Source organism: Pseudomonas putida S13.1.2 (genome assembly GCF_000498395.2).
GTDB classification, from domain to species: Bacteria; Pseudomonadota; Gammaproteobacteria; order Pseudomonadales; family Pseudomonadaceae; genus Aquipseudomonas; species Aquipseudomonas putida_Q.
Map to the genome: position 1 here is coordinate 5,383,457 of NZ_CP010979.1, position 25,351 is coordinate 5,408,807.

Annotated in this window: 25 protein-coding genes; 11 read left to right on the top strand and 14 right to left on the bottom strand. The window is 63.4% G+C overall.

What is annotated here, in order from left to right; genetic code table 11:
- Positions 1–626: 626 nt before the first annotated feature.
- From N805_RS23810 to N805_RS23850, 9 genes are all read right to left on the bottom strand, one after another.
- Complete coding sequence (locus tag N805_RS23810) at positions 627–953, bottom strand: DUF3392 domain-containing protein (RefSeq protein ID WP_019472081.1); 327 nt, start codon at positions 951–953, stop codon at positions 627–629.
- Between the two features lie 9 nt (positions 954–962).
- Positions 963–2,138 carry a radical SAM family heme chaperone HemW gene (gene hemW, locus N805_RS23815; RefSeq protein ID WP_019472082.1) on the bottom strand — a complete coding sequence of 392 codons (1,176 nt, stop codon included), beginning with the start codon at positions 2,136–2,138 and terminating at the stop codon, positions 963–965.
- Positions 2,135–2,731, bottom strand: coding sequence for an RdgB/HAM1 family non-canonical purine NTP pyrophosphatase (gene rdgB, locus N805_RS23820; RefSeq protein WP_019472083.1), 597 nt, complete (start codon positions 2,729–2,731; stop codon positions 2,135–2,137). The genes hemW and rdgB overlap by 4 nt, the downstream gene beginning before the upstream one ends.
- Positions 2,728–3,162, bottom strand: a complete 435-nt coding sequence (locus N805_RS23825; protein WP_019472084.1) for a DUF4426 domain-containing protein — start codon at positions 3,160–3,162, stop codon at positions 2,728–2,730. The genes rdgB and N805_RS23825 overlap by 4 nt, the downstream gene beginning before the upstream one ends.
- Positions 3,163–3,184: 22 nt before the next feature.
- The gene (metW, locus tag N805_RS23830; RefSeq protein ID WP_003249106.1) at positions 3,185–3,805 is read right to left on the bottom strand and encodes a methionine biosynthesis protein MetW; all 621 of its coding nucleotides are present in this window, start codon (positions 3,803–3,805) and stop codon (positions 3,185–3,187) included.
- Between the two features lie 7 nt (positions 3,806–3,812).
- A complete protein-coding gene (gene metX, locus N805_RS23835; RefSeq protein ID WP_019472085.1) occupies positions 3,813–4,952 on the bottom strand; it encodes a homoserine O-succinyltransferase MetX in 1,140 nt (379 codons plus the stop codon).
- Between the two features lie 88 nt (positions 4,953–5,040).
- Positions 5,041–5,631, bottom strand: a complete 591-nt coding sequence (locus N805_RS23840; protein ID WP_019472086.1) for a YggT family protein — start codon at positions 5,629–5,631, stop codon at positions 5,041–5,043.
- Between the two features lie 10 nt (positions 5,632–5,641).
- Positions 5,642–6,460 (bottom strand): pyrroline-5-carboxylate reductase, encoded by an 819-nt coding sequence (gene proC, locus N805_RS23845; protein ID WP_019472087.1) that lies wholly within the window; start codon positions 6,458–6,460, stop codon positions 5,642–5,644.
- A gap of 38 nt (positions 6,461–6,498) precedes the next feature.
- Complete coding sequence (locus tag N805_RS23850; protein WP_019472088.1) at positions 6,499–7,185, bottom strand: YggS family pyridoxal phosphate-dependent enzyme; 687 nt, start codon at positions 7,183–7,185, stop codon at positions 6,499–6,501.
- Positions 7,186–7,250: 65 nt separating this feature from the next.
- On the opposite strand from N805_RS23850, the gene N805_RS23855 reads away from it, so the two are divergent.
- Complete coding sequence (locus N805_RS23855; protein ID WP_019472089.1) at positions 7,251–8,249, top strand: type IV pilus twitching motility protein PilT; 999 nt, start codon at positions 7,251–7,253, stop codon at positions 8,247–8,249.
- Between the two features lie 111 nt (positions 8,250–8,360).
- Here N805_RS23855 and N805_RS23860 read toward each other — a convergent pair whose 3' ends face one another.
- A complete protein-coding gene (locus N805_RS23860) occupies positions 8,361–8,987 on the bottom strand; it encodes a C40 family peptidase (RefSeq protein WP_019472090.1) in 627 nt (208 codons plus the stop codon).
- 166 nt (positions 8,988–9,153) lie between these two features.
- Here N805_RS23860 and N805_RS23865 point away from each other — a divergent pair, with 166 nt between their 5' ends.
- Positions 9,154–9,570, top strand: coding sequence for an NINE protein (locus tag N805_RS23865; protein WP_016489634.1), 417 nt, complete (start codon positions 9,154–9,156; stop codon positions 9,568–9,570).
- 66 nt (positions 9,571–9,636) lie between these two features.
- On the opposite strand, the gene N805_RS23870 is transcribed toward N805_RS23865, so the two are convergent.
- The 3 genes from N805_RS23870 to N805_RS23880 form a co-directional block, all read right to left on the bottom strand.
- Positions 9,637–10,335 (bottom strand): SPOR domain-containing protein, encoded by a 699-nt coding sequence (locus N805_RS23870; protein ID WP_019472091.1) that lies wholly within the window; start codon positions 10,333–10,335, stop codon positions 9,637–9,639.
- 1 nt (position 10,336) lies between these two features.
- A complete protein-coding gene (gene argS / locus N805_RS23875) occupies positions 10,337–12,073 on the bottom strand; it encodes an arginine--tRNA ligase (RefSeq protein ID WP_019472092.1) in 1,737 nt (578 codons plus the stop codon).
- Between the two features lie 187 nt (positions 12,074–12,260).
- Positions 12,261–14,480, bottom strand: a complete 2,220-nt coding sequence (locus tag N805_RS23880; RefSeq protein ID WP_019472093.1) for a primosomal protein N' — start codon at positions 14,478–14,480, stop codon at positions 12,261–12,263.
- A gap of 167 nt (positions 14,481–14,647) precedes the next feature.
- Here N805_RS23880 and rpmE point away from each other — a divergent pair, with 167 nt between their 5' ends.
- From rpmE to N805_RS23895, 3 genes are all read left to right on the top strand, one after another.
- Positions 14,648–14,863: a 50S ribosomal protein L31 gene (gene rpmE / locus N805_RS23885; RefSeq protein WP_016489630.1), complete on the top strand. Its 216-nt coding sequence runs from the start codon at positions 14,648–14,650 to the stop codon at positions 14,861–14,863.
- A gap of 2 nt (positions 14,864–14,865) precedes the next feature.
- The gene (locus N805_RS23890; RefSeq protein ID WP_019472094.1) at positions 14,866–15,687 is read left to right on the top strand and encodes a thermonuclease family protein; all 822 of its coding nucleotides are present in this window, start codon (positions 14,866–14,868) and stop codon (positions 15,685–15,687) included.
- A gap of 178 nt (positions 15,688–15,865) precedes the next feature.
- Positions 15,866–17,134, top strand: coding sequence for a malic enzyme-like NAD(P)-binding protein (locus N805_RS23895; protein WP_026034527.1), 1,269 nt, complete (start codon positions 15,866–15,868; stop codon positions 17,132–17,134).
- Positions 17,135–17,358: 224 nt separating this feature from the next.
- On the opposite strand, the gene N805_RS23900 is transcribed toward N805_RS23895, so the two are convergent.
- A complete protein-coding gene (locus N805_RS23900) occupies positions 17,359–19,809 on the bottom strand; it encodes a penicillin-binding protein 1A (RefSeq protein ID WP_371113227.1) in 2,451 nt (816 codons plus the stop codon).
- A 193-nt stretch (positions 19,810–20,002) separates the two neighbouring features.
- On the opposite strand from N805_RS23900, the gene pilM reads away from it, so the two are divergent.
- The 6 genes from pilM (at position 20,003) to aroB (ending at position 25,340) form a co-directional block, all read left to right on the top strand.
- On the top strand, positions 20,003–20,884 hold the full coding sequence (gene pilM / locus N805_RS23905; RefSeq protein ID WP_019472097.1) for a type IV pilus biogenesis protein PilM: 882 nt from the start codon (positions 20,003–20,005) through the stop codon (positions 20,882–20,884).
- Positions 20,881–21,417 carry a PilN domain-containing protein gene (locus tag N805_RS23910; protein ID WP_019472098.1) on the top strand — a complete coding sequence of 179 codons (537 nt, stop codon included), beginning with the start codon at positions 20,881–20,883 and terminating at the stop codon, positions 21,415–21,417. The genes pilM and N805_RS23910 overlap by 4 nt, the downstream gene beginning before the upstream one ends.
- A complete protein-coding gene (locus N805_RS23915) occupies positions 21,414–22,430 on the top strand; it encodes a pilus assembly protein PilP (RefSeq protein WP_026034528.1) in 1,017 nt (338 codons plus the stop codon). Before N805_RS23910 ends, N805_RS23915 begins: the two co-directional genes overlap by 4 nt.
- The gene (locus N805_RS23920) at positions 22,354–23,622 is read left to right on the top strand and encodes a type IV pilus secretin PilQ (protein WP_019472100.1); all 1,269 of its coding nucleotides are present in this window, start codon (positions 22,354–22,356) and stop codon (positions 23,620–23,622) included. Before N805_RS23915 ends, N805_RS23920 begins: the two co-directional genes overlap by 77 nt.
- A 4-nt stretch (positions 23,623–23,626) precedes the next feature.
- Complete coding sequence (gene aroK / locus N805_RS23925) at positions 23,627–24,145, top strand: shikimate kinase AroK (protein WP_026034530.1); 519 nt, start codon at positions 23,627–23,629, stop codon at positions 24,143–24,145.
- Between the two features lie 97 nt (positions 24,146–24,242).
- The gene (gene aroB, locus N805_RS23930) at positions 24,243–25,340 is read left to right on the top strand and encodes a 3-dehydroquinate synthase (RefSeq protein WP_026034531.1); all 1,098 of its coding nucleotides are present in this window, start codon (positions 24,243–24,245) and stop codon (positions 25,338–25,340) included.
- The last annotated feature ends 11 nt before the right edge of the window (positions 25,341–25,351 follow it).

A 25,351-nucleotide genomic window follows, 5' to 3' on the forward strand; every position in this document is an offset into this window, starting at 1 on the left:
CTAATCTGGCCTTTCGATGTGCTGGTGCTTGCAGAAATGCGGGCGAAAAAAAACCGCCTTGAGAAAGGCGGTTTTTTTGTGAGCGACAGGACTGAGTATCCTTCGCTCTGGGACCTCACCGAAAACGCCCCCACAGTCAGGGGATCATAAGCAGCCAAAAAGGGCGCGTCAACGATCAGAAATATCCAGCATCACGTGTGTCTGCGCGGTTAACAGCTTTGATTGCGCATCCCAATTATCATCGTGTTGCTCCTGTGGGGAAAAATTCGGTGATGGGTCGGGTAGGAGAAGAATTCTGCTTTCCGGCCCCTTCGACATGGCCTGAGAACCGTGCCGGTAACTGACTTCGAAGGGCCATTAACCTGGCCACTTCACCGAAAACGTCCCCAGAGTTTTCGAAGGCATCGAAGTGCCGGTTAGATGCTGGAAGATTGGCCCGCCAACACGGAGGCCAAGGCATATGAAGCGTTTGCTTGATGCGCTGAGCCGCGTCTGGAAGCTCATTCGGATCTTGATTGTGCTCAAGACCGTTCGGGACTTCATGCGTGACCACTTCGATGATGCCCGTTAAGGGCTAGTCAGGTGGTAGGGCTGCCCTGGTTTCCCGGGGCAGCTTTTTGCAACCGTTAGCCTCGGCGATCAGCCACCACACCAATCAACACCAGCACCACCAGCAACACCGGCGCCAGCGCGTAGTTGTTGAACTGTGCCAACCCCTTCACCACCCACGGCGTGGCATAGATCAGCGCCGCACCGCTGCCGATCATCACCATCAGCGCCATGAACGGCACCCGCAGTGCACCCGCCAGGCCACCCAGGCGTTGTTCGGCCCAGGCTTTCACATCGCTGCCGAACAGCACCAGCAGGCAGCCTACCAAGGCCAGGGAAATCTCCGACAGGTTGCCGCGGCTCCAGCGGGAAACCGTCGCGAGCAGATCAAGTACCAGATCCATGGGTCATCCTTAGGTCAAGAAATACTGCAGCAGGTCATTGAGGAACAACTGGCCCCTTGGCGTGGCTACCAGTCGATCCGGTTCGACCTGTAAAAGGCCTTTTTGTTCGGCGGCGCGGCGTGCCTCGCGCAGCTGTGCCAGCGGCAAACCGGTGCGCTGGGTGAACAGTTCCGCTTCCACGCCATCGGTAAGCCGCAAGGCGTTCATCAGGAACTCGAACGGCAGCTCGTCGACCGGCAGCAACTTCTCGCCGGCCTTGAACGGCTTGGCCAGGTTCAGGTAGTCCTTGGGCAGGCGGGTTTTCCAGGTGCGCAGGATGCGCCCGTCGGCGAAGGTCAGCTTGCCGTGTGCACCGGCACCAATGCCGATGAAGTCGCCAAAGCGCCAGTAGTTGAGGTTGTGCTGGGCTGCGCGGCCCGCCTGGGCATAGGCCGAGACCTCGTATTGGCGATAGCCGTGCTCGGCCATCAGTGCCTGGCCGGCCTCCTGGATATCCCAGAGGATGTCGTCTTCGGGCAGCTCTGGCGGCTGGTTCCAGAACACCGTGTTCGGTTCCACGGTCAGCTGGTACCACGACAGGTGCGTCGGGCCCAGGTCGATGGCCTGGCGCAGGTCGTCCAGTGCGTCATCCAGAGACTGGTCGGGCAGGCCGTGCATCAGGTCCATGTTGAAGTTGTCGAAGCCGGCAGCACGCGCCATGCCGGTAGCACGGACCGCTTCGTCGCCATTGTGGATGCGTCCCAGCGCCTCCAGCTTGGCGGCCTGGAAGCTCTGAACGCCGATGGAGAGGCGGTTGATGCCGGTTTGCCGGTAGGCCTTGAACTTGTCCTGCTCGAACGTGCCCGGGTTGGCCTCCAGGGTGATTTCGATGTCTGGCGCGAACGGGATGCGTTGTTCCACGCCGCGCAGCAGCCGGCCCAGGGCATCGGCACTGAACAGGCTGGGCGTACCGCCACCAAAGAAGATCGAGCTGATCGGGCGGCCCTGTACGGCGGCCAGCTCCTGGTCGAGGTCGTCCAGCAGGGCTGTGACGTACGCGTCTTCCGGCAGTTCAGGCCCGGCAGCGTGGGAGTTGAAGTCGCAGTAAGGGCATTTGCGTACGCACCACGGGATGTGGATGTACAGCGCCAGCGGCGGCAGGCTGGTAAAGGCCGCCGCGCCGGGGGAAGACAGCATTTCGATCATGCCAGGCCCAGACGTTGGCGCAGCAGGGCCATGGCACGGGCGCGGTGGCTGAGCTGGTTTTTGTCCACAGGGGCCAGGTCGGCGCTGGAGCAGTTGCGCTCCGGTACCCAGAACAGCGGGTCGTAGCCGAAACCGTGCTCGCCGCTAGCCTCGAACAGGATGCTGCCGTGCCACAGGCCTTCGCACAGGATCGGCAGTGGGTCGTCGGCATGGCGCACCAGCGCCAGGACGCAGACGAACTGCGCGCCGCGCTCGGCCTCGGGCACGTCTTTCAGGGCCTCGAGCAGCTTGGCGTTGTTCGCTGCGTCACCCTTGCCGTCGGCATAGCGTGCCGAGTAGATGCCCGGCGCACCCCCGAGGAAGTCCACGGCCAGGCCGGAATCGTCGGCCAAGGCGGGTAGGCCGGAAATACGCGCGGCGTTGCGTGCCTTGAGGATGGCGTTCTCGACGAACGACAGGCCGGTTTCTTCCGGCTCGATCTGGCTGAACTCGCCAATCGAGCGCAGCTGCACGGACTGGCCAAGCATGGCCTGGAGTTCCTTGAGTTTGCCGGCGTTATGGCTGGCCAATACGAGTTGCTGGAAATTCATCATTCGCCTGGGAACACTTCCTGGTTGAAGCTGAGGGAGTTGCTGATGCCGCCGGTTTCGATGTTCAGGTCGAAGGTGACGGTTTCTGGCTGGTCGATCTTGAACTGGGCGATGTAGTACACCGCGCCCTGTTCGGTAACCTGCTTGAACGACAGCGGGCTGCTGCGCCCGGTCAGGTCCTTGACCGTGCCGCTGACCACCGCCGTGGCAGGTTTGTCGGCCTTGAGCACGGCAATGTTGAGCACGCCCTGGTTCTTGCTGCGTACCAGGCCGGTGGCTGCGGCCACCTCGGGTGTAAGCATGCTCGACGTGAATGCGCTGTAATGCACCGTCACGTTGCCAAACACTTCCTTGCGCTCGGGCCGGGCGGCATCGGCAGCCAGTGCCGGCAATGCCAGGCACAGGCTGATCAGGAACAGGGCTAGGCGACGCATGGGGCGATTCCTCCGGTGGGCGTCAGACAGCCAGCTGGTGCTCTTGCAGGCCGGGGCTGCTGACGCGGTAGATGCCGATCTCACCTAGAAGATTAGGCCATAGCCGGCCACCCCACCCGTTGCGGTGCAGGTGGTCGACGGCCAGGCGGTCCAGGACCTTGGCCCTGCGTTCGTGCACCAGCTCTTCGAAGTCGGCGAAGGTGCAGAAGTGGATGTTCGGCGTGTTGTACCAGGTATACGGCATGAAGTCCGATACCGGCATGCGGCCTTTGGTCGCCAGGTACCAGCGGCAGCGCCAGTGGCCGAAGTTGGGGAAGGTGATGATGCACTGGCGGCCCACGCGCAGCATCTCGTCGAGGATGCGGTCGGGGTACTCCACGGCCTGCAGGGCCTGGGTCATGATCACTACGTCGAAACTGTTGCTGGCGAAGTTGCCCAGGCCCTTGTCCAGGTCCTGCTCGATGACGTTGACGCCCTTGGCCACGCAGGCGGCGATGTTGTCGGCGTCGATCTCCAGGCCATAGCCGGTGACCTGTTTGCGGTCACGCAGCGAGGCCAGCAGTTCGCCGCTGCCGCAGCCCAGGTCGAGTACCCGGCTGCCGGCGGGGATCCAGTCGTGGATGATTTCCAGATCGGCTCTCATGCTGTCCTCAGATGGCAATGCGGTTCATGTAGTTCGAGAAACCCTGCATGTAGCGAGGCGTGGGGATCAGGAAGGCATCGTGCCCGTAAGGCGATTCGATCTCCAGGTAGCAGACGTTCTTGCGCGCAGCCATCAGGGCGTCGACGATCTCGCGCGAGCGGGCCGGCGAGAAGCGCCAGTCGGTGGTGAACGACATGATGCAGTAATCCGCCTTGACGTGAGCCAGGGTGGCAGCCAGATCGCCGCCTTGGGCAGCAGCCGGGTCGAAGTAGTCCAGCGCCTTGGTCATCAGCAGGTAGGTGTTGGCGTCGAAACGGCCGGAAAATTCCTCGCCCTGGTAGCGCAGGTAGCTTTCGACCTGGAACTCGACGCTGTGGAAGTCGTAGTTGAGCTTGTCGCTTTTCAGCTCACGGCCAAATTTTTCACCCATCGAGTCGTCGGACAGGTAGGTGATGTGGCCGACCATGCGTGCCAGCATCAGGCCGCGCTTGGGAATGACGCCTTGGTCCTGGAACGAACCACCATGGAATTCGGGGTCGGTGAGGATGGCCTGGCGAGCCACTTCGTTGAAGGCGATGTTCTGCGCCGACAGCTTGGGTGCCGAGGCGATGTCGACGCAGTGGCGCACACGCTCCGGGTAGCTGATGGTCCATTGCAGTGCCTGCATGCCGCCCAGGCTGCCGCCGACGACAGCGGCCCATTGCTGGATGCCCAGGCGCTCGCCCAGGCGCACCTGGCTGTGTACCCAGTCCTCCACGGTCAGTACCGGGAAGTCGGCGCCGTAAGGCTTGCCCGTGGCCGGGTTGACGCTGCTGGGGCCGGTGCTGCCGTTGCAGCCGCCGAGGTTGTTCAGGCTGACCACGAAGAAGCGGTTGGTGTCGATCGGTTTGCCAGGGCCAATGCAGCTGTCCCACCAGCCCGGTTTGCGGTCAGTGGCGGCATGGTAGCCGGCGGCATGGTGGTGGCCGGACAGGGCATGGCAGATCAGCACCGCGTTGCTCGCGCTGGCGTTCAGGGTGCCATAGGTCTCGTAGACCAGCTCGTAACTGGCCAGGGAGCGGCCACAAGCCAGTGCCAGCGGTTCATCGAACCGGGCGGTTTGCGGTACTACCAGACCGACGGAATCTTCGGGAAAGACAGTGGACATCGACCCTGCTCACGCTTGACGGAGGCGTAAGTCTAAAGAGCGCTACCCCCAGCGGCAAGCAAAGGCTTGCCGCTGGAAGCAACCAGGGTCAGATCATGCGCCACAGTTCTTGTGGCATGCCCGCGTAGGCGGCCAGCGGGGGCATGACGAACGACTGGAGCACCTGGATCGCCAGGAAGGCGAAGATCGGCGAGATGTCCATGCCGCCCAGGTTGGGCACGATGCGGCGGAACGGTGCGAGCACCGGCTCGCTGATCTGGTAGGCCAGTTCGGCTGCCGGGTTGTGGCTGTTGGGGGCGACCCACGAGACGATCACCATGACGATCATCGCCACCCAGAAGATCTTCAGGAACAGCGAAGTGATACCAATGATCGCCCACATCAGCAGGTGCAGGACATCACCGAAGGTGCCGTAGGTGACCATCAGCACGAAGCCCATCAGCAGGGCCTGGATGATGACCGCCAGCAACAGCGACGAGGTATCCAGCCCGCCGATGCTGGGGATGATCCGGCGGATCGGCTTGAGCAGCGGCTGCGTGGCGCGCACCGCGAACTGGCACAGCGGGTTATAGAAGTTGGCTTTGACCAGTTGCAGGACAAAACGCAGCAGGACGATCACCAGGTAGAGGCTGACCAGGGTTTGCACCACGAAGATCGCAGCGCCGGACAGTGCATTCATCTAAAGCTCCTTATTTGCCCAGTTGTTCGGCCAGCTCGGCGGAGCGCGTGGCCGCAGCCTGCAGCGCCTGCTCGACGATGGCTTCGAAGCCGCTGGCCTGGAACGACTTGATCGCAGCTTCGGTGGTGCCGGCGGGCGAAGTGACGCGGCGGCGCAGCTCGGCGGCATCGACATCGCTGGCAACCGCCATGCGGGCAGCACCCAGGGCGGTCTGCAAGGTCAGCTGGGAAGCGGTTTCACGTGGCAGGCCGAGTTTTTCGCCTGCGGCGGTCATGGCCTCGATCAGCAGGAAGAAGTACGCAGGGCCACTGCCGGATACAGCGGTCACTGCGTCCAGTTGTTGTTCCTGCTCCAGCCACAGGGCGGTGCCGACGGCCGACAGCAGTTGTTCGGCCTGCTGGCGCTGCTCGTCCGACACTTCAGCAGTGGCGTACAGGCCGCTTACGCCCTGGCGCAGCAGCGCAGGGGTATTGGGCATGCAGCGCACCACCGGGCGAGTGCCCAGCCAGCTTTGCAGGCTGGCACAGGTGATGCCGGCGGCGATGGAAACGATCAGCTGGCCATCCTGCAGGTTGGGTTGCAGGGCCTGGCACACGGCTTTCATGACCTGCGGCTTGACCGCCAGCACGATGACGTCGGCGCCGTCGATGGCCTGGGCGTTGTTCTCGAACGTTTCGATGCCGTGCTCGGCCTGGATGCGGGTGCGGGTCTCGGCGCCCGGGTCGCTGGCGCGGATCTGCGAGGCGTCCAGGCCCTGGGCACGCAAACCACCGATCAGGCTGGCGGCCATGTTGCCGGCGCCGATAAAGGCAATACGTGTCTTGCTCATGTCAGGTCCTTGTGGGGAAGAGTGAGTAAAGCATGGAGTCAGTTTTGGCCGTAGTCGCGAGCACCGAAAAGGGCGGTGCCGATGCGTACCCAGGTCGCACCTTGTGCAATAGCCGCTTCCAGGTCGTGGCTCATGCCCATGGACAGGGTGTCCAGGCCAAGACCCAGGCTTTCCTGCAACTGGCGCAAGCGGGCGAAGGCAGCTTCCTGTGCAGCGCGGTCGTCGGTGGGCTCGGGGATTGCCATCAGCCCACGCAAGCGCAGGTTGGGCAGCCCGGCAACTGCCTTGGCCAACGCCGGAAGGTCAGCGGGGGCGCAGCCAGACTTGCTGTCTTCGCCGCTCACGTTCACTTGCAGGCAGAGGTTCAGTGGCGCCAGGCCGGCAGGGCGCTGCTCGGACAGGCGTTGGGCAATTTTCAGGCGGTCCACGGAATGCACCCAGTCGAAATGCTCGGCGATGGCTTTGGTCTTGTTCGACTGAATGGGGCCGATGAAGTGCCAGATCAAGGGCAGGTCGCTTAGGGCCTGCTGCTTTGTCAGCGCTTCCTGTAGGTAATTTTCCCCGACATCGCGCACGCCAGCGGCGTGGATCTCGCGAATGGCGCTGGCGGGCTTGGTCTTGCTCACAGCCAGCAACTGGACGCTGGCCGGATCGCGCCCGGCAGCCTGGGCAGCGCTGGCGATACGGGCGGAAATAGCGGAAAGGTTGTCTGCTAGGGTGGACATGGACGGATGCCGGCGGCTGTAGGGTCTGCGGCATTCTACCTACTTGAAGGCCTTTGGGGAGTCTCATGGATGTGACCGACCTGTTGGCCCGGGCCGTAAATGCGGGGGCTTCGGACCTGCACCTGGCGGCGGGCCAGATCCCGATGCTGCGCCTGGAGGGTGACTTGCAGCGCATGAATTTCCCGGCGCTGGTGCCGGCAGACCTGGCCGAGGGCATGGCGCCCTGGCTGGCTGAACACCAAAGGCGGCAGTGGGCCGAGGGCGATGAGCTGGACCTGGCGCTTGAGTTGCCGGCGCTTGGCCGCTTTCGGCTGAACCTGTTTCGCCAACTGAACGGCCCTGGGGTTACCTTTAGGCTGATCCCGGGGCGGATCGCCACGCTGGATGAGCTCGACCTGGGGGATGTGTATCAAGCTGTTGCGCAATGCACTGATGGCCTGATCCTGGTAGGTGGGCCTACCGGCAGTGGCAAGTCCAGCACCCTGGCGACGTTGATCGACCAGCTGAACCGCGACCGGGCGCTGCACATCGTCACCCTCGAAGACCCGGTCGAAGTTATCCACAGCAGCCAGCGCAGCCTGATCAACCAGCGTGAGATTGGCCGCCATAGCGGCGGCTTCGCCCAGGGGCTGCGCAGTGCGCTGCGCCAGGACCCGGATGTGATCATGATCGGTGAGCTACGTGACCTGGAGAGCGTTCGCCTGGCCTTGCGCGCAGCCGAGACCGGGCACCTGGTGCTGGCGACCGTGCATACGCGTTCGGCGGCCAGCAGCATTGACCGGCTGGTGGAGGTGTTTGCTGCCGAGGAAAAGCCCTTGGTGCGGGCGATGGTGGCCGAGTCGCTGCGCCTTGTGGTGGTGCAGACGCTGGTCAGGCGTGTGGGCGGTGGGCGGGTGGCGGCGCGGGAAGTACTGGTGGCGACGCCGGCGGTGCGCAACCTGGTTCGGGAGGGGCGAATGGCGCAGTTGTGTTCGGTGATGCAGGCGGGTGGTGCAGAAGGGATGCGGACGATGGAGGGGGCAATGCGGGAGCTGAGAGAGAAGGGGCTGATCAAAGACCTATAGTGCCTGTTCTGGCCTCTTCGCGGGTAAACCCGCTCCCACAAGTACGAAGCAGCCTTTGAAGACTGTGCGGTCCCTGTGGGAGCGGGTTCACCCGCGAAGAGGCCGGACCTGTTAGCGCTTGGCCAGGTTCAGCTGCTGCTGTTCCTTCGGCAGCACACGCTTGGCCACTACGTAGTGTTTCTGCCAGTAGGGCTTGCTCAGGTTGTCGATGCTCACCCGCTTGCCACGCCGTGGTGCGTGGATGAAGCGGTCGTTGCCCAGGTAGATGGCAACATGGTTTACCCGGCGGCTCTTGATGTTGAAGAAGATCAGGTCACCAGGCTTCAGGTCACCCTTGGCTACCTTGACGCCGTGGCCTTGGGCCATGGCATTGGAGGTGCGCGGCAGGTCGACGTCTGCGACATCGTTGAAGGCGTATTTCACCAGCCCGCTGCAGTCAAAGCCTTTTTTCGGGCTGCTGCCACCCCAAACATAAGGGGTACCGAGCACATTCACCGCACGGCTAAGCACATCGCTGCTCTGCTTCGGCGACATGGCCGCGACTGGCAAGCCGCGGTTGCTGGCGGCATTGGCTGGGCGCGCGCGCAGGGCGGACTGCTTGACCGGCGCGTGTTTCACCGAGGCATTGGTGGTATAGCCGGTGAAACCATTGGGAAGACGTTGCTCACGATTGGTGGCGTGGGCGGCCAGGGGCAATAATAGACAGAGGGTCAGCCATGTCTTGAATAAAGGCGGCATAGATGAAGCTCTTATGAATAGTTATGTGTTGGGCGCGCAACTTTATAACAGCTTTTTGATCAATATTTGATCCGTTGGTCGATTGCCCCGCTGCCGTACGTCGGCCGGAGACGAGAAAGTCACATTTTTTTTTAGAAAATTTTCGGATAACCCTCGAGGGCTATGCATGAACAGTTATCAACAGGGGGCGCCCTTTCACGACACGCACAGCAAGACCATTGGCTACCTGCTGTGGATTTTTGGCTTCACCGGGTCGCATCGTTTCTATTACGGCAAGCCGATTACCGGGACCCTTTGGTTCTTTACCTTCGGCCTGCTGGGCATCGGTTGGCTGATCGACCTGTTTCTGATCCCGTCCATGGACCGTGAAGCCGATCTGAGGTTCCAGTCCGGCCGTATCGACTACAACATCGCCTGGGTTCTGCTGACCTTCCTTGGGGTGTTTGGCCTGCATCGGCTGTATCAGGGCAAGTGGATCACCGCCATCATCTACTTCTTTACCGGCGGCTTGTTCCTGGTGGGCGTGCTGTACGACTTCTGGACCCTGAACAGCCAGGTGTCCGAGCGCAACGCCTTGCGTTGAAATGCTTCCCGGGTAATGAAAAAGGCCTTGTCGCACCGAAGCGACAAGGCCTTTTTTGTTGCTGGGTTACTGACGCGTCTGCCGCTGTTGCAGCAACAGATTGCTGAACCCGGCCCCGGCCAGTTGCTTCTGCGCCCCGGTCAGTTGCTCACGGTTGCTGAACGGCCCGACCAGTACGCGGTACCAGGTCTCGTCCTTGACCGTACCCGACTCCACCTTCACCGACTGCCCCAGCAGGATGATCTGCGCGCGGACCTTGTCGGCATCGGCCTGCTTGCGGAACGAGCCAGCCTGCAGGAAGTACTGGGTGGTCGCTGCTGGCTTGATCACCGGCGGCGGCGGTGGCGGGGTCTGGCCCAGCAACGCCGCCTGGGCGCGCGCGGTGTCGATTTTTGCAGCTTCTGCCGGCGTCACCGGGGTCACCGGCTGGGCGGGTACCGGCGGTGTCTTCTCGGGCACGGCCTCCGGCGGCACGATCACCTCGGACTCCGGCAGCAGGGTGTAGAAGTCGTACTTCGGCTTCACCGGCTGCTGTGGGGTGGCCTGCGCAGGCTTGCTGGCTTCGGCCACTTTCTCCGGCTTCTGCTGCTCGGGCTTGGCGCGCTTGATGTCTTCGCCACCGGGCTCAAGCTTCATCAGGAACACGATGAACGCGCCGACGGTGAGGCCGACGGCCATCCATACCCAACCAGGGATCGGCTGTTTGGCCGGCGCCGTCTGGCGGCTGGCGCCGCGTTTGGGGGCGGGTTTTTTCTTGGCAGCCAACTTACATGCGCTCCAGGGTTTCCAGGCCGAGCAGTTCCAGACCTTGTTTGAGGGTGCGGCCGGTCAGGGCGGCGAGGCGCAGGCGGCTCTGCTGTTGCTCCGGGGTTTCGGCGGCGAGGATCGGGCAGTTCTCGTAGAAGCTGGAGAACAGGCCGGCCAGGTCGTACAGGTAGCTGCACAGCACGTGTGGCGTGCCTTTTTCGGCGACGCTGTTGAGGGTTTCGCCAAACTGCGCCAGGCGGGCAGCCAGGTCCTGCTCATGGTCGGCCTGCAACACGATCTTGCCGTCGACTTCGTCAAAGCTTTTGCCCAGCTTGCGGAATACGCCGGCTACGCGGGTGTAGGCGTACAGCAGGTACGGGGCGGTGTTGCCTTCGAAGTTGAGCATCAGCTCGAAGTTGAAGCTGTAGTCGCTGGTGCGGTGCTTGGACAGGTCGGCGTATTTCACCGCGCCAATGCCCACCACTTCGCCGATGTGTCGCAGGTCTTCGTCGGCCAGGCTCGGGTTCTTTTCCTTGACCAGCGCGTAGGCGCGCTCCTTGGCCTCGGTGAGCAGGTCGATCAGCTTGACGGTGCCGCCGTCACGGGTCTTGAACGGGCGGCCGTCGGCGCCGTTCATGGTGCCGAAGCCCATGTGCTCCATCTGCATCGGGTGGCCGACAAAACCTGCACGGCGTGCCACTTCGAATACCTGGTTGAAGTGCAGGGCCTGGCGCTGGTCGACGAAGTACAGGGCGCGGTCAGCGTTGAGCACGTTGCTGCGGTAGCGCACGGCGGCCAGGTCGGTGGTGGCGTACAGGTAGCCGCCGTCGGCTTTTTGCACGATCACCGGCAGGGGTTCGCCTTCGCTGTTTTTGAATTCCTCGAGGAATACGCACTGGGCGCCTTGGTCCTCGACCAGCAGGCCCTTGGCCTTGAGGTCAGCTACCACGTTGGCCAGGTCGTCGTTGTAGGCGCTTTCGCCCATCACATCGGCCATGGTCAGTTTGACGTTGAGCAGCTCGTAGGTCTTCTGGCAGTGCGACAGCGAGATGTCCTTGAAGCGGGTCCACAGGGCCAGGCACTCAGGGTCGCCGGCCTGCAGCTTGACCACCAGGCCACGGGCGCGCGTGGCGAACTCTTCGGATTCGTCGAAGCGTTTCTTCGCCGCCCGGTAGAAGTTTTCCAGGTCTGACAGCTCGTCACTGGTGATCGGGTTTTCCTGCAGGTAGGCCATCAGCATGCCGAACTGGGTACCCCAGTCGCCGACGTGGTTCTGGCGGATGACGTTGTCACCCAAGAATTCCAGCACGCGTGCGACGCTGTCACCGATGATGGTCGAGCGCAGGTGGCCGACGTGCATCTCTTTGGCCAGGTTTGGCGCCGACATGTCGATGACGACCTTTTCGCGCGGGCCGGCCTTGCGCACGCCCAGATGGTCATCGGCCAGGGCGGCATCCAGGCGGTTGGCCAGGGCTTCGGTGTTCTGGAAGAAGTTGAGGAAGCCGGGGCCAGCGATTTCCACCTTGCTGATGTCGGCGCTGGCCGGCAGGGCGGCGATCAGTTTTTCGGCCAGGTCGCGTGGCTTCATGCCAGCCTGCTTGGCCAGCATCATGGCGATGTTGCTGGCGAAGTCGCCGTGGGTCTTGTCCCGGGCGTTTTCCACCTGGATCGCCGGCGACAGCCCGTCAGGCAGCACACCGTCGGTGACGAGTTGGGTGAGGGCTTGCTGGATCAGCTGGCGAATGGTGTCTTTCATGGGGATCTCTTTTCGACCGCAAGCGCGGTGAGCGCCTGGATGCGCAGGTGGAAAAACTGGGCATTATCCGTTGCCGGGAGCGGGTTGCCAACCTTTGAGCGGCAAGCTGCAAGCCACAAGCTGCAAGAAAAAGCGGCATCGCATCCGCCATGCTCTTGCTTGTGCCTTGTAGCTCGTAGCTTGCAGCTCAATAGAGGTCGACCGGGTCGACGTCCAGCGACCAACGTACCTGGCGCCCGCTGGGCATCTGCTCCAACACTAGCAACCAGGCGCTGATCAGTCGATGCAAAGGCGCCCGGGTATTGGCCTGTATCAACAGTTGTGCGCGGAAGCGTCCGGCGCGGCGCTCCATGGGTGCCGGCACCGGGCCCAGCAGTTCGATGCCCGGCAGGCGCTGTTCGGCCACCAGGCGCTCGGCGGCGGCGCAGGCTTCGTCGAGAAAACTTTCAGCTTGCCCGGGCTTGTGTGCTTCGGCACGCAGCAAGGCCAGGTGGGAGTAAGGCGGCAGCCCGGCGGCGCGGCGCTCATCCAGGGCCTGTTCGGCAAAGGCGAAGTAGCCCTGCTCGGTAAGCTGCACCAGCAGCGGGTGGTCGGCCAGGTGGGTCTGGATGATCACCTTGCCTGGCTCTTCGGCCCGCCCGGCCCGCCCGGCCACCTGTACGATCAGCTGCGCCATGCGCTCGCCGGCGCGGAAATCGCCCGAGAACAGCCCGCCATCGGCATCGAGGATGGCCACCAGGGTCACCCGCGGGAAGTGGTGCCCTTTGGCAAGCATCTGCGTACCGACAAGGATGCTCGGCTGGCCCCGTTGAATGGTACTGAACAGGTTGTGCATGGCGTCCTTGCGCGCCGTGCTGTCGCGGTCCACCCGCAGGATCGGGTAGTCCGGAAACAGCACTTTCAGGCGCTCTTCGGCGCGCTCGGTACCCGCGCCGACCGGGCGCAGGTCAACGTGGTTGCACTTCGGGCACTGGTGCGGCAGGCGTTCGTCATAGCCGCAATGGTGGCAGCGCAGCACGGCCGAGCGCTGGTGCACGGTCATGCGAGCATCACAGCGTGGGCACTCGGACAGCCAGCCACAGTCGTGGCACAGCAGGGTCGGGGCGAAGCCGCGACGGTTGAGGAATACCAGCACTTGCTGGCCTGCCTCCAGGGTCTGGCGGATGGCTTGTTGCAGTGGGCCGCTGATGCCGCTGTCCAGTGGCAGGCTCTTTACATCCAGGCGCAGCATGCGCGGCGGGCGGGCTCCACCAGCGCGCTGGTTCATGCGCAGCAGGCGGTAGCGGCCGGTAAGGGCGTTGTGCAGGGTCTCCAGCGACGGCGTGGCAGAACCTAGCAGGATCGGGATGTTCTCCTGGTGGGCGCGCACCAGTGCCAGGTCGCGGGCGTGGTAGCGCAGCCCTTCCTGCTGTTTATAGGAGCCGTCGTGCTCTTCGTCGATGATGATCAGGCCGGGGTTTTTCATCGGCGTGAACAATGCCGAGCGGGTGCCGATGATGATGTCGGCCTCGCCGTCCCGGGCAGCCAGCCAGGCGTCCAGGCGCTCACGGTCGCTCACTGCCGAATGCAACAGGGCGATGCGGGCGTTGAAGCGTTGCTCGAAGCGCGCCAGGGTCTGCGGGCCCAGGTTGATCTCCGGAATCAGCACCAGCGCCTGCTTCCCGGCTTCGAGGGTTTCACGAATCAGCTGCAGGTAGACCTCGGTCTTGCCGCTGCCGGTGACGCCGGCCAGCAGGAAAGCACCAAAGCCCCCAAAACCTTCGCGCACCGCGTCAAAGGCGTCGCGTTGCTCCTCGTTCAGCGGCAATTCCGGCTGCGCCAGCCAGTGTTCGTGGCGTAGCGCCGGCAGGTGCCGGCGAACTTCAATCTGTACCAGTTCCTTGGCCAGCAGCAGGTCGAGGCTGTCCTTGTTCAGGTTGAGCTTGGCCAGCAGGCTGTGGGCCACGCCGTGCGGGTGCTGGGCCAGGGTCTTGAGGGCGTCGCGCTGGCGCGGCGCGCGGGCGATGCGCGGGTCTTCCAGGCGGGCGCCGGGGGCGACGTGCCAGAAGCGCTCCTGGCGCATCTCGGCAGGTTCGCCCTGGCGCAACAGCGTCGGCAGGGCCCAGCTCAGGGTGTCGCCCAGGCTGTGCTGGTAGTACTGGGCGGTCCACAGGCACAGCTTGAACAGCGATGGCGGCACTGGTGACACCGGGTCGAGCAGGGCGCTGGCCGGCTTGAGCTTGTCGGCGGGCACCTCGCTCTGCGCGCACACCTCCACCAGCACGCCGATCATTTCGCGGCGGCCGAAGGGCACGCGTATGCGCATGCCTGGGCTCAAAGCCTGGCGCGCCATGCTCGCGGGTGCCTTGTAGTCGAACAGGCGACGCAGCGGGGAGGGCAGGGCAAGGCGCAGGATGACGTCGGGCACGCGGAAGGTCTCGGAGGGCGTATCAAAGACTGGCGAGCCTAGCAGACGACGGTCGGTGCAAGCGACAACTTGCACTGACGCAGCGCTCTGGTATTATTTGCCGCCTAATTACGTGCGGTATTCAACAATTGGTGTTGGATGGCGGCACGCAGCTCGAGGAAGCGACCATGAAAGAAGGTATCCACCCGAACTATGAAGTAGTTGCAGTCACCTGCAGCTGCGGCAACAAGTTCGAAAGCCGTTCGACCCTGGGCAACACCCTGTCGATCGACGTTTGCAACCTGTGCCACCCGTTCTACACCGGTAAGCAGAAAGTCCTGGACACCGGTGGTCGCGTACAGAAGTTCGCCGATCGCTTCGGCATGTTCGGTGCCAAGAAGTAATCATGCGCATGGCGAACCCCTCGGGTTTCGCATTGCTGCTCAAAAAAGCGCCCCTTGTGGGCGCTTTTTTCATGGGCGTCATCTGGCATTTCCCTGCCCTGGCGTTCTGCCCGCTGCCGCAGCAGCCCCAGCAAGTGCTGGTGCGCCAAGTGGTTGATGGCGACACCTTGCGCCTGGTCGATGGCCGCAGCGTGCGCCTGATCGGTATCAATGCCCCGGAAATCGGCCGCAAGGGGCGTACCAGCGAACCCTATGCCGAGGCCGCCAGGCGACGCCTTCAAGCATTGGTAAACGCCAGTGACGGGCGTGTCGGGCTGGTGCCGGGCGTTGAGGAAAAGGACAAGTACGGCCGCACACTGGCGCATATTTACGGCCGCAGTGGAGACAATCTGGAAGCTCGGTTGCTCAGCGAGGGGCTGGGCTACCGCGTGGCAGTCGCCCCCAATGTAAGCCTCAGCGGCTGCCAGCAGGTTGCCGAGCAAGCGGCGCGCAAGGGCGGCGTTGGTGTGTGGCGGCGCTCGCCCGTGGTGCCGGCAGGTGCTGTCAGGCAGTCGGGTTTCGCTGTGATCGGTGGCCGCATCACGGGTATCGAGCGCAACCGTGGCGGGGTCTGGCTGACCCTGGACGACACGGTGGTCCTGCAGGTTCCCGCTCGTCTGCAACGCAACTTCCCCGCCAGCTTCTTCGATAACCTCAAGGGACGCCAGGTCGAAGCACGTGGCTGGGTGCTGGACCGTTCCCGCAAGGGCGGGCTTAAGCCTGGGCAGCGACGCTGGGTGTTGCCATTGACCGATCCGAGCATGTTGGAGCGTTTTTCAGGCTAAAAGATGTAGACATTTCGCTATTGGATTGTACACACTGTGAGCCGTATGCCCCCGTGGGTTATAGCGTAAAGTCGTAGGCTAAAGGCCTTGACACAAGTGACCGACCAGTCTTGTGACTCCCCGGCTCTTTGCGTATCCTCGGCGGTCCGTCAGAACAGTAAATAGCGGAATGCCCACCATGTCAGACCTGAAAACCGCCGCTCTCGAATACCACGCTCAACCTCGTCCGGGGAAACTGAGCGTCGAACTCTCCAAGCCCACTGCCACCGCCCGTGACCTCGCCCTGGCCTACAGCCCAGGTGTTGCTGAGCCCGTGCGTGAAATCGGCCGTGATCCAGAGCTGGCTTACAAATACACCGGCAAAGGCAACCTGGTTGCGGTGATTTCCGATGGCACCGCCATCCTCGGTCTGGGTGACCTCGGCCCACTGGCTTCCAAGCCGGTCATGGAGGGCAAGGGTGTTCTGTTCAAGCGTTTCGCTGGTATTGACGTGTTCGACATCGAAGTCGAATCAGAAAGCCCGCAAGCGTTCATCGACACCGTTCGCCGTATCTCGATCACCTTCGGTGGCATCAACCTCGAAGACATCAAGGCACCTGAGTGCTTCGAAATCGAGCGCACCCTGATCGAACAGTGCGACATCCCGGTGTTCCACGATGACCAGCACGGTACCGCCATCGTTACCGCGGCCGGCATGATCAACGCCCTGGAAATCGCCGGCAAGAAGCTCGAAGACGCCAAGATCGTCTGCCTGGGTGCCGGTGCTGCCGCCATCTCCTGCATGAAGCTGCTGGTGAGCATGGGTGGCAAGGTCGAAAACATCTACATGATCGACCGCAGCGGTGTCATCCACGCTGGCCGTGACGACCTGAACCAGTACAAGGCCCAGTTCGCCCACGCTACCGACAAGCGCACCCTGGCTGACGCACTCAACGGTGCTGACGTGTTCGTAGGCCTGTCCGGCCCGAACCTGCTGAGCCCTGAAGGCCTGAAGTCGATGGCTGCCAACCCGATCGTGTTCGCCTGCTCGAACCCGGATCCGGAAATCTCGCCTGAGCTGGCGCACGCCACTCGCAACGATGTGATCATGGCCACCGGTCGTTCCGACTACCCGAACCAGGTCAACAACGTACTGGGCTTCCCGTTCATCTTCCGTGGTGCCCTGGACGTTCGTGCCAAGCGTATCAACGAAGAAATGAAGATCGCCGCCGCCATCGCCCTGAAGGACCTGGCCAAGCTGCCAGTGCCGAAAGAAGTGTGCGAAGCCTACGGTGTCGAAGGCCTGGAGTTCGGTCGTGAGTACATCATTCCGAAGCCGCTGGACGCACGCCTGATCACCGTCGTTTCCGACGCAGTGGCCAAGGCCGCTATCGAATCCGGCGTGGCTACCCTGCCGTATCCGAAGCACTACCCGCTGACCAGCGTGGATGACGTGTTCAACGGCTGATTGCCGCTGTAGCGACACAAAAAAGCCCCGGCTCGCATGAGCCGGGGCTTTTTGTTGGCCGTTGTCCCGATTAACGTGGTCCCTGTAGGAGCGGCCTTGTGTCGCGAAAGGGGGGCGAAGCGCCCCCAGATCTATGCATCAAGCAGAAATTGCAGGGGCCGCTGTGCGCGGCCCTTTCGCGACGCAAGGCCGCTCCTACAGGGACCGCGTTGGTCGGGCGGGTATCAGAACAGGTCCATCGGCGCTGCTTCATCGGCCGGCAGCGGGCTGCCCGGTGCTGCGCCATTACCCAGTTCATCCACCGAGGGTGGCGAATCTTCGGCCTTGAACAGCTCGAAGAAGGCATTGGGCGTGCTCGGGGAGGCAGCGCGGCCGCTGATCGGGTCGACGCGCAGGCTGAGGATGCCTTCCGGTTCTGCTGGCGCATGCGCCGGCTTGTCCTTGAGCGCCGCGCCCATGAAGCTCATCCAGATCGGCAGCGCCGCCGTGCCGCCGTACTCGCGGCGGCCGAGGGTTTCCGGCTGGTCGAAACCAACCCATACCGTGGTCACGTAATCGGCGTTGTAGCCGGAGAACCAGGCGTCCTTGGACTCGTTGGTGGTACCGGTCTTGCCCGCCAGGTCGGTGCGGCCCAGGGCCAGCGCCCGGCGGCCGGTACCGCGCTTGATCACGTCCTGCAGCATGCTGGTGAGGATGTAGGTGGTGCGCCCGTCGATGATCTGTTCAGCCACAGCCGGCGTTTGCGGAGCAGCGGCCACCTGGTTGAAGGCGGATGGCGCCTCACCTGGCATGGCCGCAGTGCTGATCGGCTGTTCGGGTGCCGCCAGGCCAGCCTGGTCCTCGGTGCCCTGGGGTACGCGGGCCGGGTTGGCGGTGAACAGTGTTTCGCCGCTGCGGCTTTCGATGCGGTCGATCAGGTACGGGGTGACCTTGTAGCCGCCGTTGGCAAAGGTGCTCCAGCCTGTGGCGATTTCCATCGGGGTCAGGGTGGCGGTGCCCAGGGCCAGCGACAGGTTGCGCGGCAGGTCCTGCTTGTTGAAGCCGAACTTGGCGATGTAGTCGATGGTGCGGTCTACACCCATGGCCTGCAGCAAGCGGATCGACACCAGGTTGCGCGACTTGTACAGCGCTTCGCGCATGCGGATCGGGCCGAGGAAGGTATTGGTGTCGTTCTTCGGCCGCCACACTTTGTCCACGGACTCGTCGACGAACACGATCGGCGCATCGTTGACCAGGGTGGAGGCGGTGTAGCCGCTGTCCAGTGCAGCGCTGTAGATGAACGGCTTGAAGCTGGAGCCCGGCTGACGCTTGGCCTGCATGGCGCGGTTGTAGTTGCTTTGCTCGAACGAGAAGCCGCCAACCAGCGCACGAATGGCGCCGTTGTAAGGGTCGAGGGTGACCAGGGCACTTTGCGCGCCGGGCACCTGGCTGAACTTGAACTTGCCGTCTTCCAGGCGCTGCAGGCGCACCAGGTCACCGACCTGTGCCACGTCGGCCGGCGACTGTGGAGCGCGGCCCTGGGCGTTACTGTTGATGAACGGGCGCGCCCACTTCATGGTGTCCCAGGCAACTTCGGCTTGCTGGCCGTCCCGGGTCAGTACCTGTAGGCCGGCTTTGTCGACATGGGTGACGATGGCTGGCTCCAGGCCACCCAGGGTGCGCTGCTTGCCCAGTTCCTGCAGCCAGGCTGCCTGGGTGCGGCCCGGGAAGCGTGCTTCCGGGCCACGGTAGCCGTGGCGTTCGTCGTAATCGGACAGGCCTTTGAGGATGGCTGTGTTGGCCATTTCCTGCATGTCGCTGGGCACCGTGGTGGTGACGCGGAAGCCTTCGGTATAGGCCTCGCTGCCGTAGCGGCCGACCATTTCGGCACGGGCCATTTCGGCGATGTAAGGCGCATTCACCTCAGGCGTCGGCACGTGGTAACTGGCATTGAGCGGCTCGGCCAGGGCAGCCTGGTAGCTGGCCTGGTCGATCTTGCCCAGCTTGTACATGCGGCCCAGGATCCAGTCGCGGCGCTCTTTGGCGCGCACCGGGTTGGCCAGCGGGTTGAAGCGTGACGGTGCCTTGGGCAGGCCGGCGATCATCGCCATCTGCGCCAGGCTCACATCGCGGATCGATTTGCCGTAGTACACCTGCGCGGCGGCATCGATGCCGTAGGCGCGGTTGCCCAGGTAGATCTTGTTCACGTACAGCTCGAGGATTTCGTCCTTGGTCAGCTCACGTTCGATCTGCAGGGCCAGCAGGATCTCGTTGGTCTTGCGGGAGAAACTGCGTTCGCTGGTGAGGAAGAAGTTCTTCGCTACCTGCATGGTGATGGTGCTGCCGCCGGTCTGGATATGCCCGGTTTTCACCAACTGGGTCGCTGCGCGCATCAGGCTGCTGGGGTCGACACCGTAGTGATTGAGGAAATTGTCGTCCTCGGCTGACAGAAGCGCCTGAATGAACTGTGGCGGAATTTCCGCGAAACGGATCGGCGAGCGGCGCATTTCGCCGAATTCGGCAATCAGTTTGCCGTCGCTGCTGTACACCCTGAGGGGGATCTGCAACTGGATGCTTCTGAGGGACTCGACCGAGGGCAGGCTGGGGCTAAGATACAGAAACGCACCGCTCACACCGAGTACGAGCGCGCAAATGACTGCGACGGAAGACCACCAGAAGAACTTCAGCAGACGTATCAAGGCTTTTCGGTGTCCAGGTTGAGAGTGGGTTGCACGCAGGCCCGGCGGACCAGAAAGCGCTGGGCATTATAAGCATTTTTTCGCCTCTCCGGGTTACCGGCCAGGCTGCCCGTCGCCTCGATGGGCAGGCCGGGCCTAGTGTTGACGCGGGGTGGCGACCGACCGCTGCAGCAGGCAGCAAGGAAGCCGCATGTTAGGACGCTTTGGCAAGGATGCCAGTTCACTCGTGGGGGTGGAAATTGCCCCTGACGCTGTTCGTGTTGTGCAGCTTCAGCGGCGCAATCAGCGCTGCCGGGTGCTTGCATCGGCACAAGAGCCGTTCGAATTACTGGCAGGCAAGGATTGGGTCGCGGAGCCCGCTACCGTGGTGGCAGCCCTGCGCCGTGCCTACCTGCGCAGCGGCCTCAGGCAGCGTCGGGTAGCGTTGGCGTTACCGGCCAGCCAGGTGATCTGCAAGCGGTGTCATTTGCCGGTGGAGCAGGTCGGGGTTGAACTGGAGACGCAATTGCTGGCCGATGCCGAGCGGCTGTTTCCGTTCCCATTGGAGGACCTGGCCCTGGATTTTCAGGTCTTGGGGGTATCCCGCACGCAACCGGGGTGCGCCGAGGTGCTGGTGGCCGCGTGTCGGCAAAGTGCGTTGGCGTCACTTGATGCCATCGTCGAGCAGGCCGGGTTGCAACTGGAGGCCATCGAGGTCGACAACATTGCCTTGTGCCGCATGTTGCCCGAGGGCTGCCTTGAGGGTTCGGCACTGCTGCGTGTCGAAGCGCGCAGCGCAGTGCTTTATGACTGGCAGCCCGGCCGGCCCTACCAGCGTCGTGAACTGCAAACGCAGGGGCTGAAGGCCACGGGCCAGCTCTCGGAGCGCCTGCAAGCGCTGCTTGCGGATGAGCATTTGCCTGCAGGCCTGTGGATTACCAGTGGTTCACCGGTAGAGCCGGGCTGGTTGCAAGACCTTGGCCGCCAGCTGAATACGCCGTGCCGGCATTTACCTGGCCTGGAGGGGCTGGAACACGTGGATGGCACGATGCTCCTGGCGTGCGCGCTGGCACTTGGAGGGTTGCGCCCATGATGCGGCTTAACCTGCTGCCCTGGCGTGAACGGCAGCGCGAGGCGGCGCTGCGGCGCTTTCGCACCCAGCTGATTGCCGGCGCACTGCTAGCGCTGTGCGCCGTGACGCTGGTCGACCAGTTGGCCCGACAGCGCGGGCAGCAGCAGGCGCTGGCCAATGCCCAGCAACAGGCCGCCCTTGAGGTGCTGGCCGAGCAACTGCAGCCGCTGGCTGATGTGCGTGCCCAGCATGATGCACTTATCGCCCGTTCGGCTGCGCTGGAGGGCTTGCGCGCCCAGCAGGGTGTTCTGGGCGATGTGTTCGCTGGCCTCGAATGCGCGCTGCCGTTTGGCGTCCAGCTGCTCGACCTCAGCCTGGAAAACGGCCACTTGCAAATGACCGGGCTGGCTACGTCTGGCGCCGTGGTTGCGCAGTTCATGCGCGATCTGGAGCGGTCGGGTGTTTTGGTGGATCTGGCGCTCAAGCGGGTCAGGAGCCTGCCGGGTGGCGATGAGTTTCTGCTGGTTGCGCGCGTTTCGGCGTTCTGGTCGTGAATGCAGCGCCGGTCCTTGCCTGGCGCGCGATAGCCGAGCGCTCCAGAAGCATCAGGCTTATCGCCCCAGTGCTGGTCGCCGGGCTGGTGTTCGGCCTGGGTTGCGCGTTTCGCCTGCCAGCGGCGTTGCAGCAGCAGGCGCACGAAGCGGCCAGGCAGGCCACATTGAACGAGCAGCAAGCAGTCACTACCGCACAGCTGGTCGAGCTGGAGTTATTGCAGGCGTCTTTGGCTGTTGCCGAGCGGCGGTTGCTGGAGGCTCACTGGCACTTGGCCGCCGGGGAGGGCATGAGTGACCTGCTTGACCGCCTGGCGGCTTCGGGGCATGCGCATGGCTTACTGGTCGAGCGGTTCGACGTGCAGGAAGCCGAGCAGCAGGCAGGCTATCAAAAAGTACCTTTGCAGGTGCGAATGGTGGGGCGTTACGTGGACTTGCGTCAGTGGCTGGGCGACTGGCTGGGCCAGGCACGCCTGATGCGCAGCGGTGACATGACACTGGCCGCAGTCGAGGGGCAGCCCGGGCTTTTGCGTCTGCAACTGCGGGCCGATGCCTTTCAGACCCCCGCGCCCGTACCGGCACCCGATGCGCTCGCGCATATGCCGGCCAAGGCCGCCACGCCAGTCCCTGTGGTCGACCCCTTTGCGCCAAGGGCGACACGAATGGCTGGCTCCGGGCTGGCCAGCGTGCCGCTGGCACAACTGGAAATGGTCGGCAGCCTGTCGCGAGGGGCGGCGCATGAGGCGCTGGTGATGGCGGCTGGCAGGCTCTACCGCGTGCGGGCAGGTGAGCGGTTGGGGCGTAACCACGGTGTGGTGGCGCGGATTGATCAAGACCAGGTCGAAGTGCGTGAACGGCTATTCATGGCGGGGGTATGGCACGAGCGCACGGCGTTCATCACCCTTGCAAAGCGCCTGGGCAAGGAGGCCCGGAACCCGTATGAAGAACGTGATGAAATGGGTGTTGGCAGCCCTGCTGCCGATCCCGCTGGCGTCGGCGGCCCCTTATCAGGGTGAGCCCCTGTCATTGAACTTCCAGGATGTAGAAGTGCGCTCGGTGCTGCAGGTGCTGGCCGACTATGCGGGCGTCAACCTGGTTGCCAGCGATGACGTGCAGGGCAACGTGACCTTGCGGTTGCAGGACGTGCCCTGGGACCAGGCCCTTGACCTGGTGCTGCGCAGCAAGGGCCTTGCTCGGCAGCAGGAGGGCAATGTGCTGCTGGTGGCGCCTGCGGCAGCGTTTGCCGCGCAGTCGTTCGATGCTCATCTGGGCCTGTTGCCGGAGGTGCAGTTGCAGCCGTTACGCCGTGAATTGATACCGATCCACCATGCCAACGCTGCCGATCTGGTTGAGCTGTTGATGACCAGTCTGGCGGATGACAGTACCCTCGCCGTTCGTGGCAGCCTGGGTGTCGATGAGCGCACCAACACCTTGGTGGCGCACCAGCCCGCCGAGCGCCTGGCTGAATTGCGGCAACTGGTTGCGCAGCTGGATGTGCCGGTGCGCCAGGTGGCGATCGAGGCGCGTATCGTCGAGGCCAACGTCGATTACGAAAAAAGCCTGGGGGTGCGCTGGGGCGGGCCGCTGTACGGTGAAAACCTGCGGCCGGGCAAGGAACTGTTCATCGACCTGGGCGTAGAGCGGGCGGGCAGCAGCGTCGGCCTGGGCCTTCTGCGCGGCGACGTGCTGCTCGACCTGGAGCTCAGTGCCATGGAAAAAAGCGGCAACGGCGAAATCATCTCGCAGCCCAAGGTGGTCACGGCCGACAAGGAAACGGCCAGGATCCTCAAAGGCACCGAGGTGCCTTACCAGGAAACCAGTAAGAGCGGCGCCACCTCGGTCGCCTTTCGCGAAGCCTCGCTGTCGCTGGAGGTGACCCCGCAAATTACCCCGGACAACAAGGTGATCATGGCGGTCAGGGTGACCAAGGATGAGCCGGATTACGTCAATGCCTTGAACAACGTACCGCCGATCCGCAAGAACGAGGTCAACGCCAAGGTTCGTGTGGCGGACGGTGAAACGATCGTGATCGGTGGCGTGTACTCGACTTCGCAAAACAATGTGGTCGACAAGGTGCCATTTTTGGGCGATCTGCCGTATGTTGGGCGGCTGTTTCGACGCGATGCATTACAAGAGAAAAAATCCGAGCTGCTGGTCTTCCTGACTCCGCGTATCATGAGTGACCAGGCGATTGCTGTGAGTCGTTGATTCTGTGCGAAATTTGATACTTGTGGGGCCCATGGGCGCTGGTAAAAGCACCATAGGACGCCTATTGGCCAAAGAGCTGCGCCTGCTGTTCAAGGATTCCGACAAGGAAATCGAACTGCGATGCGGCGCCAACATCCCGTGGATTTTCGACAAGGAAGGCGAGCCGGGTTTCCGTGAGCGCGAGCAGGCGATGATCGCCGAACTGTGCGCACTCGACGGCGTTGTCCTGGCGACCGGCGGTGGCGCGGTGATGCGCGAAGCCAACCGCCAGGCATTGCGCCGGGGTGGGCGGGTTATCTACCTGCATGCTTCGGTGGAGCAGCAGGTTGGCCGGACCGCGCGTGATCGCAATCGCCCGCTGCTGCGCACCGCCAACCCCGAGGCGACCCTGCGCGCCTTGCTGGAAGCCCGCGACCCGCTCTACCGCGAGATCGCCGATGTGGTAGTGGAAACCGACGAGCGGCCGCCACGCATGGTGGTGATCGATATTCTCGACCGCTTGCAGCAGTTGCCGCCCCGTTAGCCCGGGACTATTCTCGGCCACCAGCGCCGAGGCGAGGTTCAACGTTAGCGCGCAGGTTGCCCGAACGGCGCCGCGCTCAAGTACATTGTGGGGATACATGCAGACACTTAAGGTCGACCTGGGCGAGCGCAGCTACCCGATCTACATTGGCGAAGGCCTGCTGGACCAGCCCGAGCTGCTGGCGCCGCACATTGCCGGCCGGCAGGTCGCCATCGTTTCCAACGAGACCGTCGCGCCCCTGTATCTCGAACGCCTGAGCAAGACCCTGGGTGCCTACTCGGTGCTGCCGGTGGTATTGCCCGATGGCGAAGCCCACAAGAACTGGGAAACCCTGCAGCTGATCTTCGATGGGCTGCTCACAGCCCGCCATGATCGTCGCACTACCGTGGTTGCCCTGGGCGGCGGCGTGATCGGTGACATGGCCGGCTTCGCTGCCGCCTGCTACCAGCGCGGTGTCGACTTCATCCAGGTGCCGACCACCCTGCTTTCCCAGGTCGACTCGTCGGTGGGCGGCAAGACCGGTATCAACCACCCGCTGGGCAAGAACATGGTGGGTGCCTTCTATCAGCCCAATGCGGTGCTGATCGACACCACCAGCCTCAAGACCCTGCCAGCGCGCGAGCTGTCGGCGGGCCTGGCCGAAGTGATCAAGTACGGCCTGATCTGCGACAAGCCGTTCCTGGGCTGGCTTGAAGACAATATGCAAGCCCTGCGCGCCCTCGACTCGGCAGCCCTGACCGAGGCCATCCGCCGCTCGTGCGCGGCCAAGGCCGCAGTGGTGGGTGCCGACGAGCGCGAGTCCGGCGTACGGGCCACGCTGAACCTGGGGCATACCTTTGGGCATGCCATCGAGACCCACATGGGCTACGGCGTGTGGCTGCACGGCGAAGCCGTGTCGGCGGGCACGGTGATGGCCCTGGAAATGTCCATGCGCCTTGGCTGGATCGACCAGGCCGAGCGTGATCGCGGAATCCGCCTGTTGCAGGACGCAGGTTTGCCGGTGGTGCCACCACAGGAAATGACCCCGGCGCATTTCATGGAGCACATGGCGGTCGACAAGAAAGTGATCGACGGTCGCCTGCGTCTGGTGCTGTTGCGCCAGATGGGCGAGGCCGTTGTGACCGACGACTATCCGAAAGAGATTCTACAGGCCACGCTGTCGGCGGATTACCGCGCGATCGTGGCCCAGCTTTGAGGTTGTGACAG

Excerpts from the sequence above, each read along its gene's own strand:
- N805_RS23895 (WP_026034527.1), top strand. The coding sequence starts at position 15,866 with ATGTCAGACCTGAAAACCGCCGCTCTCGAATACCACGCTCAACCTCGT.
- N805_RS23855 (WP_019472089.1), top strand. The coding sequence starts at position 7,251 with ATGGATGTGACCGACCTGTTGGCCCGGGCCGTAAATGCGGGGGCTTCG.
- argS (WP_019472092.1), bottom strand. The coding sequence starts at position 12,073 with ATGAAAGACACCATTCGCCAGCTGATCCAGCAAGCCCTCACCCAACTC.
- N805_RS23865 (WP_016489634.1), top strand. The coding sequence starts at position 9,154 with ATGAACAGTTATCAACAGGGGGCGCCCTTTCACGACACGCACAGCAAG.
- proC (WP_019472087.1), bottom strand. The coding sequence starts at position 6,460 with ATGAGCAAGACACGTATTGCCTTTATCGGCGCCGGCAACATGGCCGCC.
- metX (WP_019472085.1), bottom strand. The coding sequence starts at position 4,952 with ATGTCCACTGTCTTTCCCGAAGATTCCGTCGGTCTGGTAGTACCGCAA.
- N805_RS23890 (WP_019472094.1), top strand. The coding sequence starts at position 14,866 with ATGCGCATGGCGAACCCCTCGGGTTTCGCATTGCTGCTCAAAAAAGCG.
- N805_RS23840 (WP_019472086.1), bottom strand. The coding sequence starts at position 5,631 with ATGAATGCACTGTCCGGCGCTGCGATCTTCGTGGTGCAAACCCTGGTC.
- hemW (WP_019472082.1), bottom strand. The coding sequence starts at position 2,138 with ATGATCGAAATGCTGTCTTCCCCCGGCGCGGCGGCCTTTACCAGCCTG.
- N805_RS23910 (WP_019472098.1), top strand. The coding sequence starts at position 20,881 with ATGATGCGGCTTAACCTGCTGCCCTGGCGTGAACGGCAGCGCGAGGCG.
- N805_RS23825 (WP_019472084.1), bottom strand. The coding sequence starts at position 3,162 with ATGCGTCGCCTAGCCCTGTTCCTGATCAGCCTGTGCCTGGCATTGCCG.
- rpmE (WP_016489630.1), top strand. The coding sequence starts at position 14,648 with ATGAAAGAAGGTATCCACCCGAACTATGAAGTAGTTGCAGTCACCTGC.
- pilM (WP_019472097.1), top strand. The coding sequence starts at position 20,003 with ATGTTAGGACGCTTTGGCAAGGATGCCAGTTCACTCGTGGGGGTGGAA.
- N805_RS23860 (WP_019472090.1), bottom strand. The coding sequence starts at position 8,987 with ATGCCGCCTTTATTCAAGACATGGCTGACCCTCTGTCTATTATTGCCC.
- N805_RS23850 (WP_019472088.1), bottom strand. The coding sequence starts at position 7,185 with ATGTCCACCCTAGCAGACAACCTTTCCGCTATTTCCGCCCGTATCGCC.
- metW (WP_003249106.1), bottom strand. The coding sequence starts at position 3,805 with ATGAGAGCCGATCTGGAAATCATCCACGACTGGATCCCCGCCGGCAGC.
- N805_RS23810 (WP_019472081.1), bottom strand. The coding sequence starts at position 953 with ATGGATCTGGTACTTGATCTGCTCGCGACGGTTTCCCGCTGGAGCCGC.
- rdgB (WP_019472083.1), bottom strand. The coding sequence starts at position 2,731 with ATGATGAATTTCCAGCAACTCGTATTGGCCAGCCATAACGCCGGCAAA.
- N805_RS23920 (WP_019472100.1), top strand. The coding sequence starts at position 22,354 with ATGAAGAACGTGATGAAATGGGTGTTGGCAGCCCTGCTGCCGATCCCG.
- aroB (WP_026034531.1), top strand. The coding sequence starts at position 24,243 with ATGCAGACACTTAAGGTCGACCTGGGCGAGCGCAGCTACCCGATCTAC.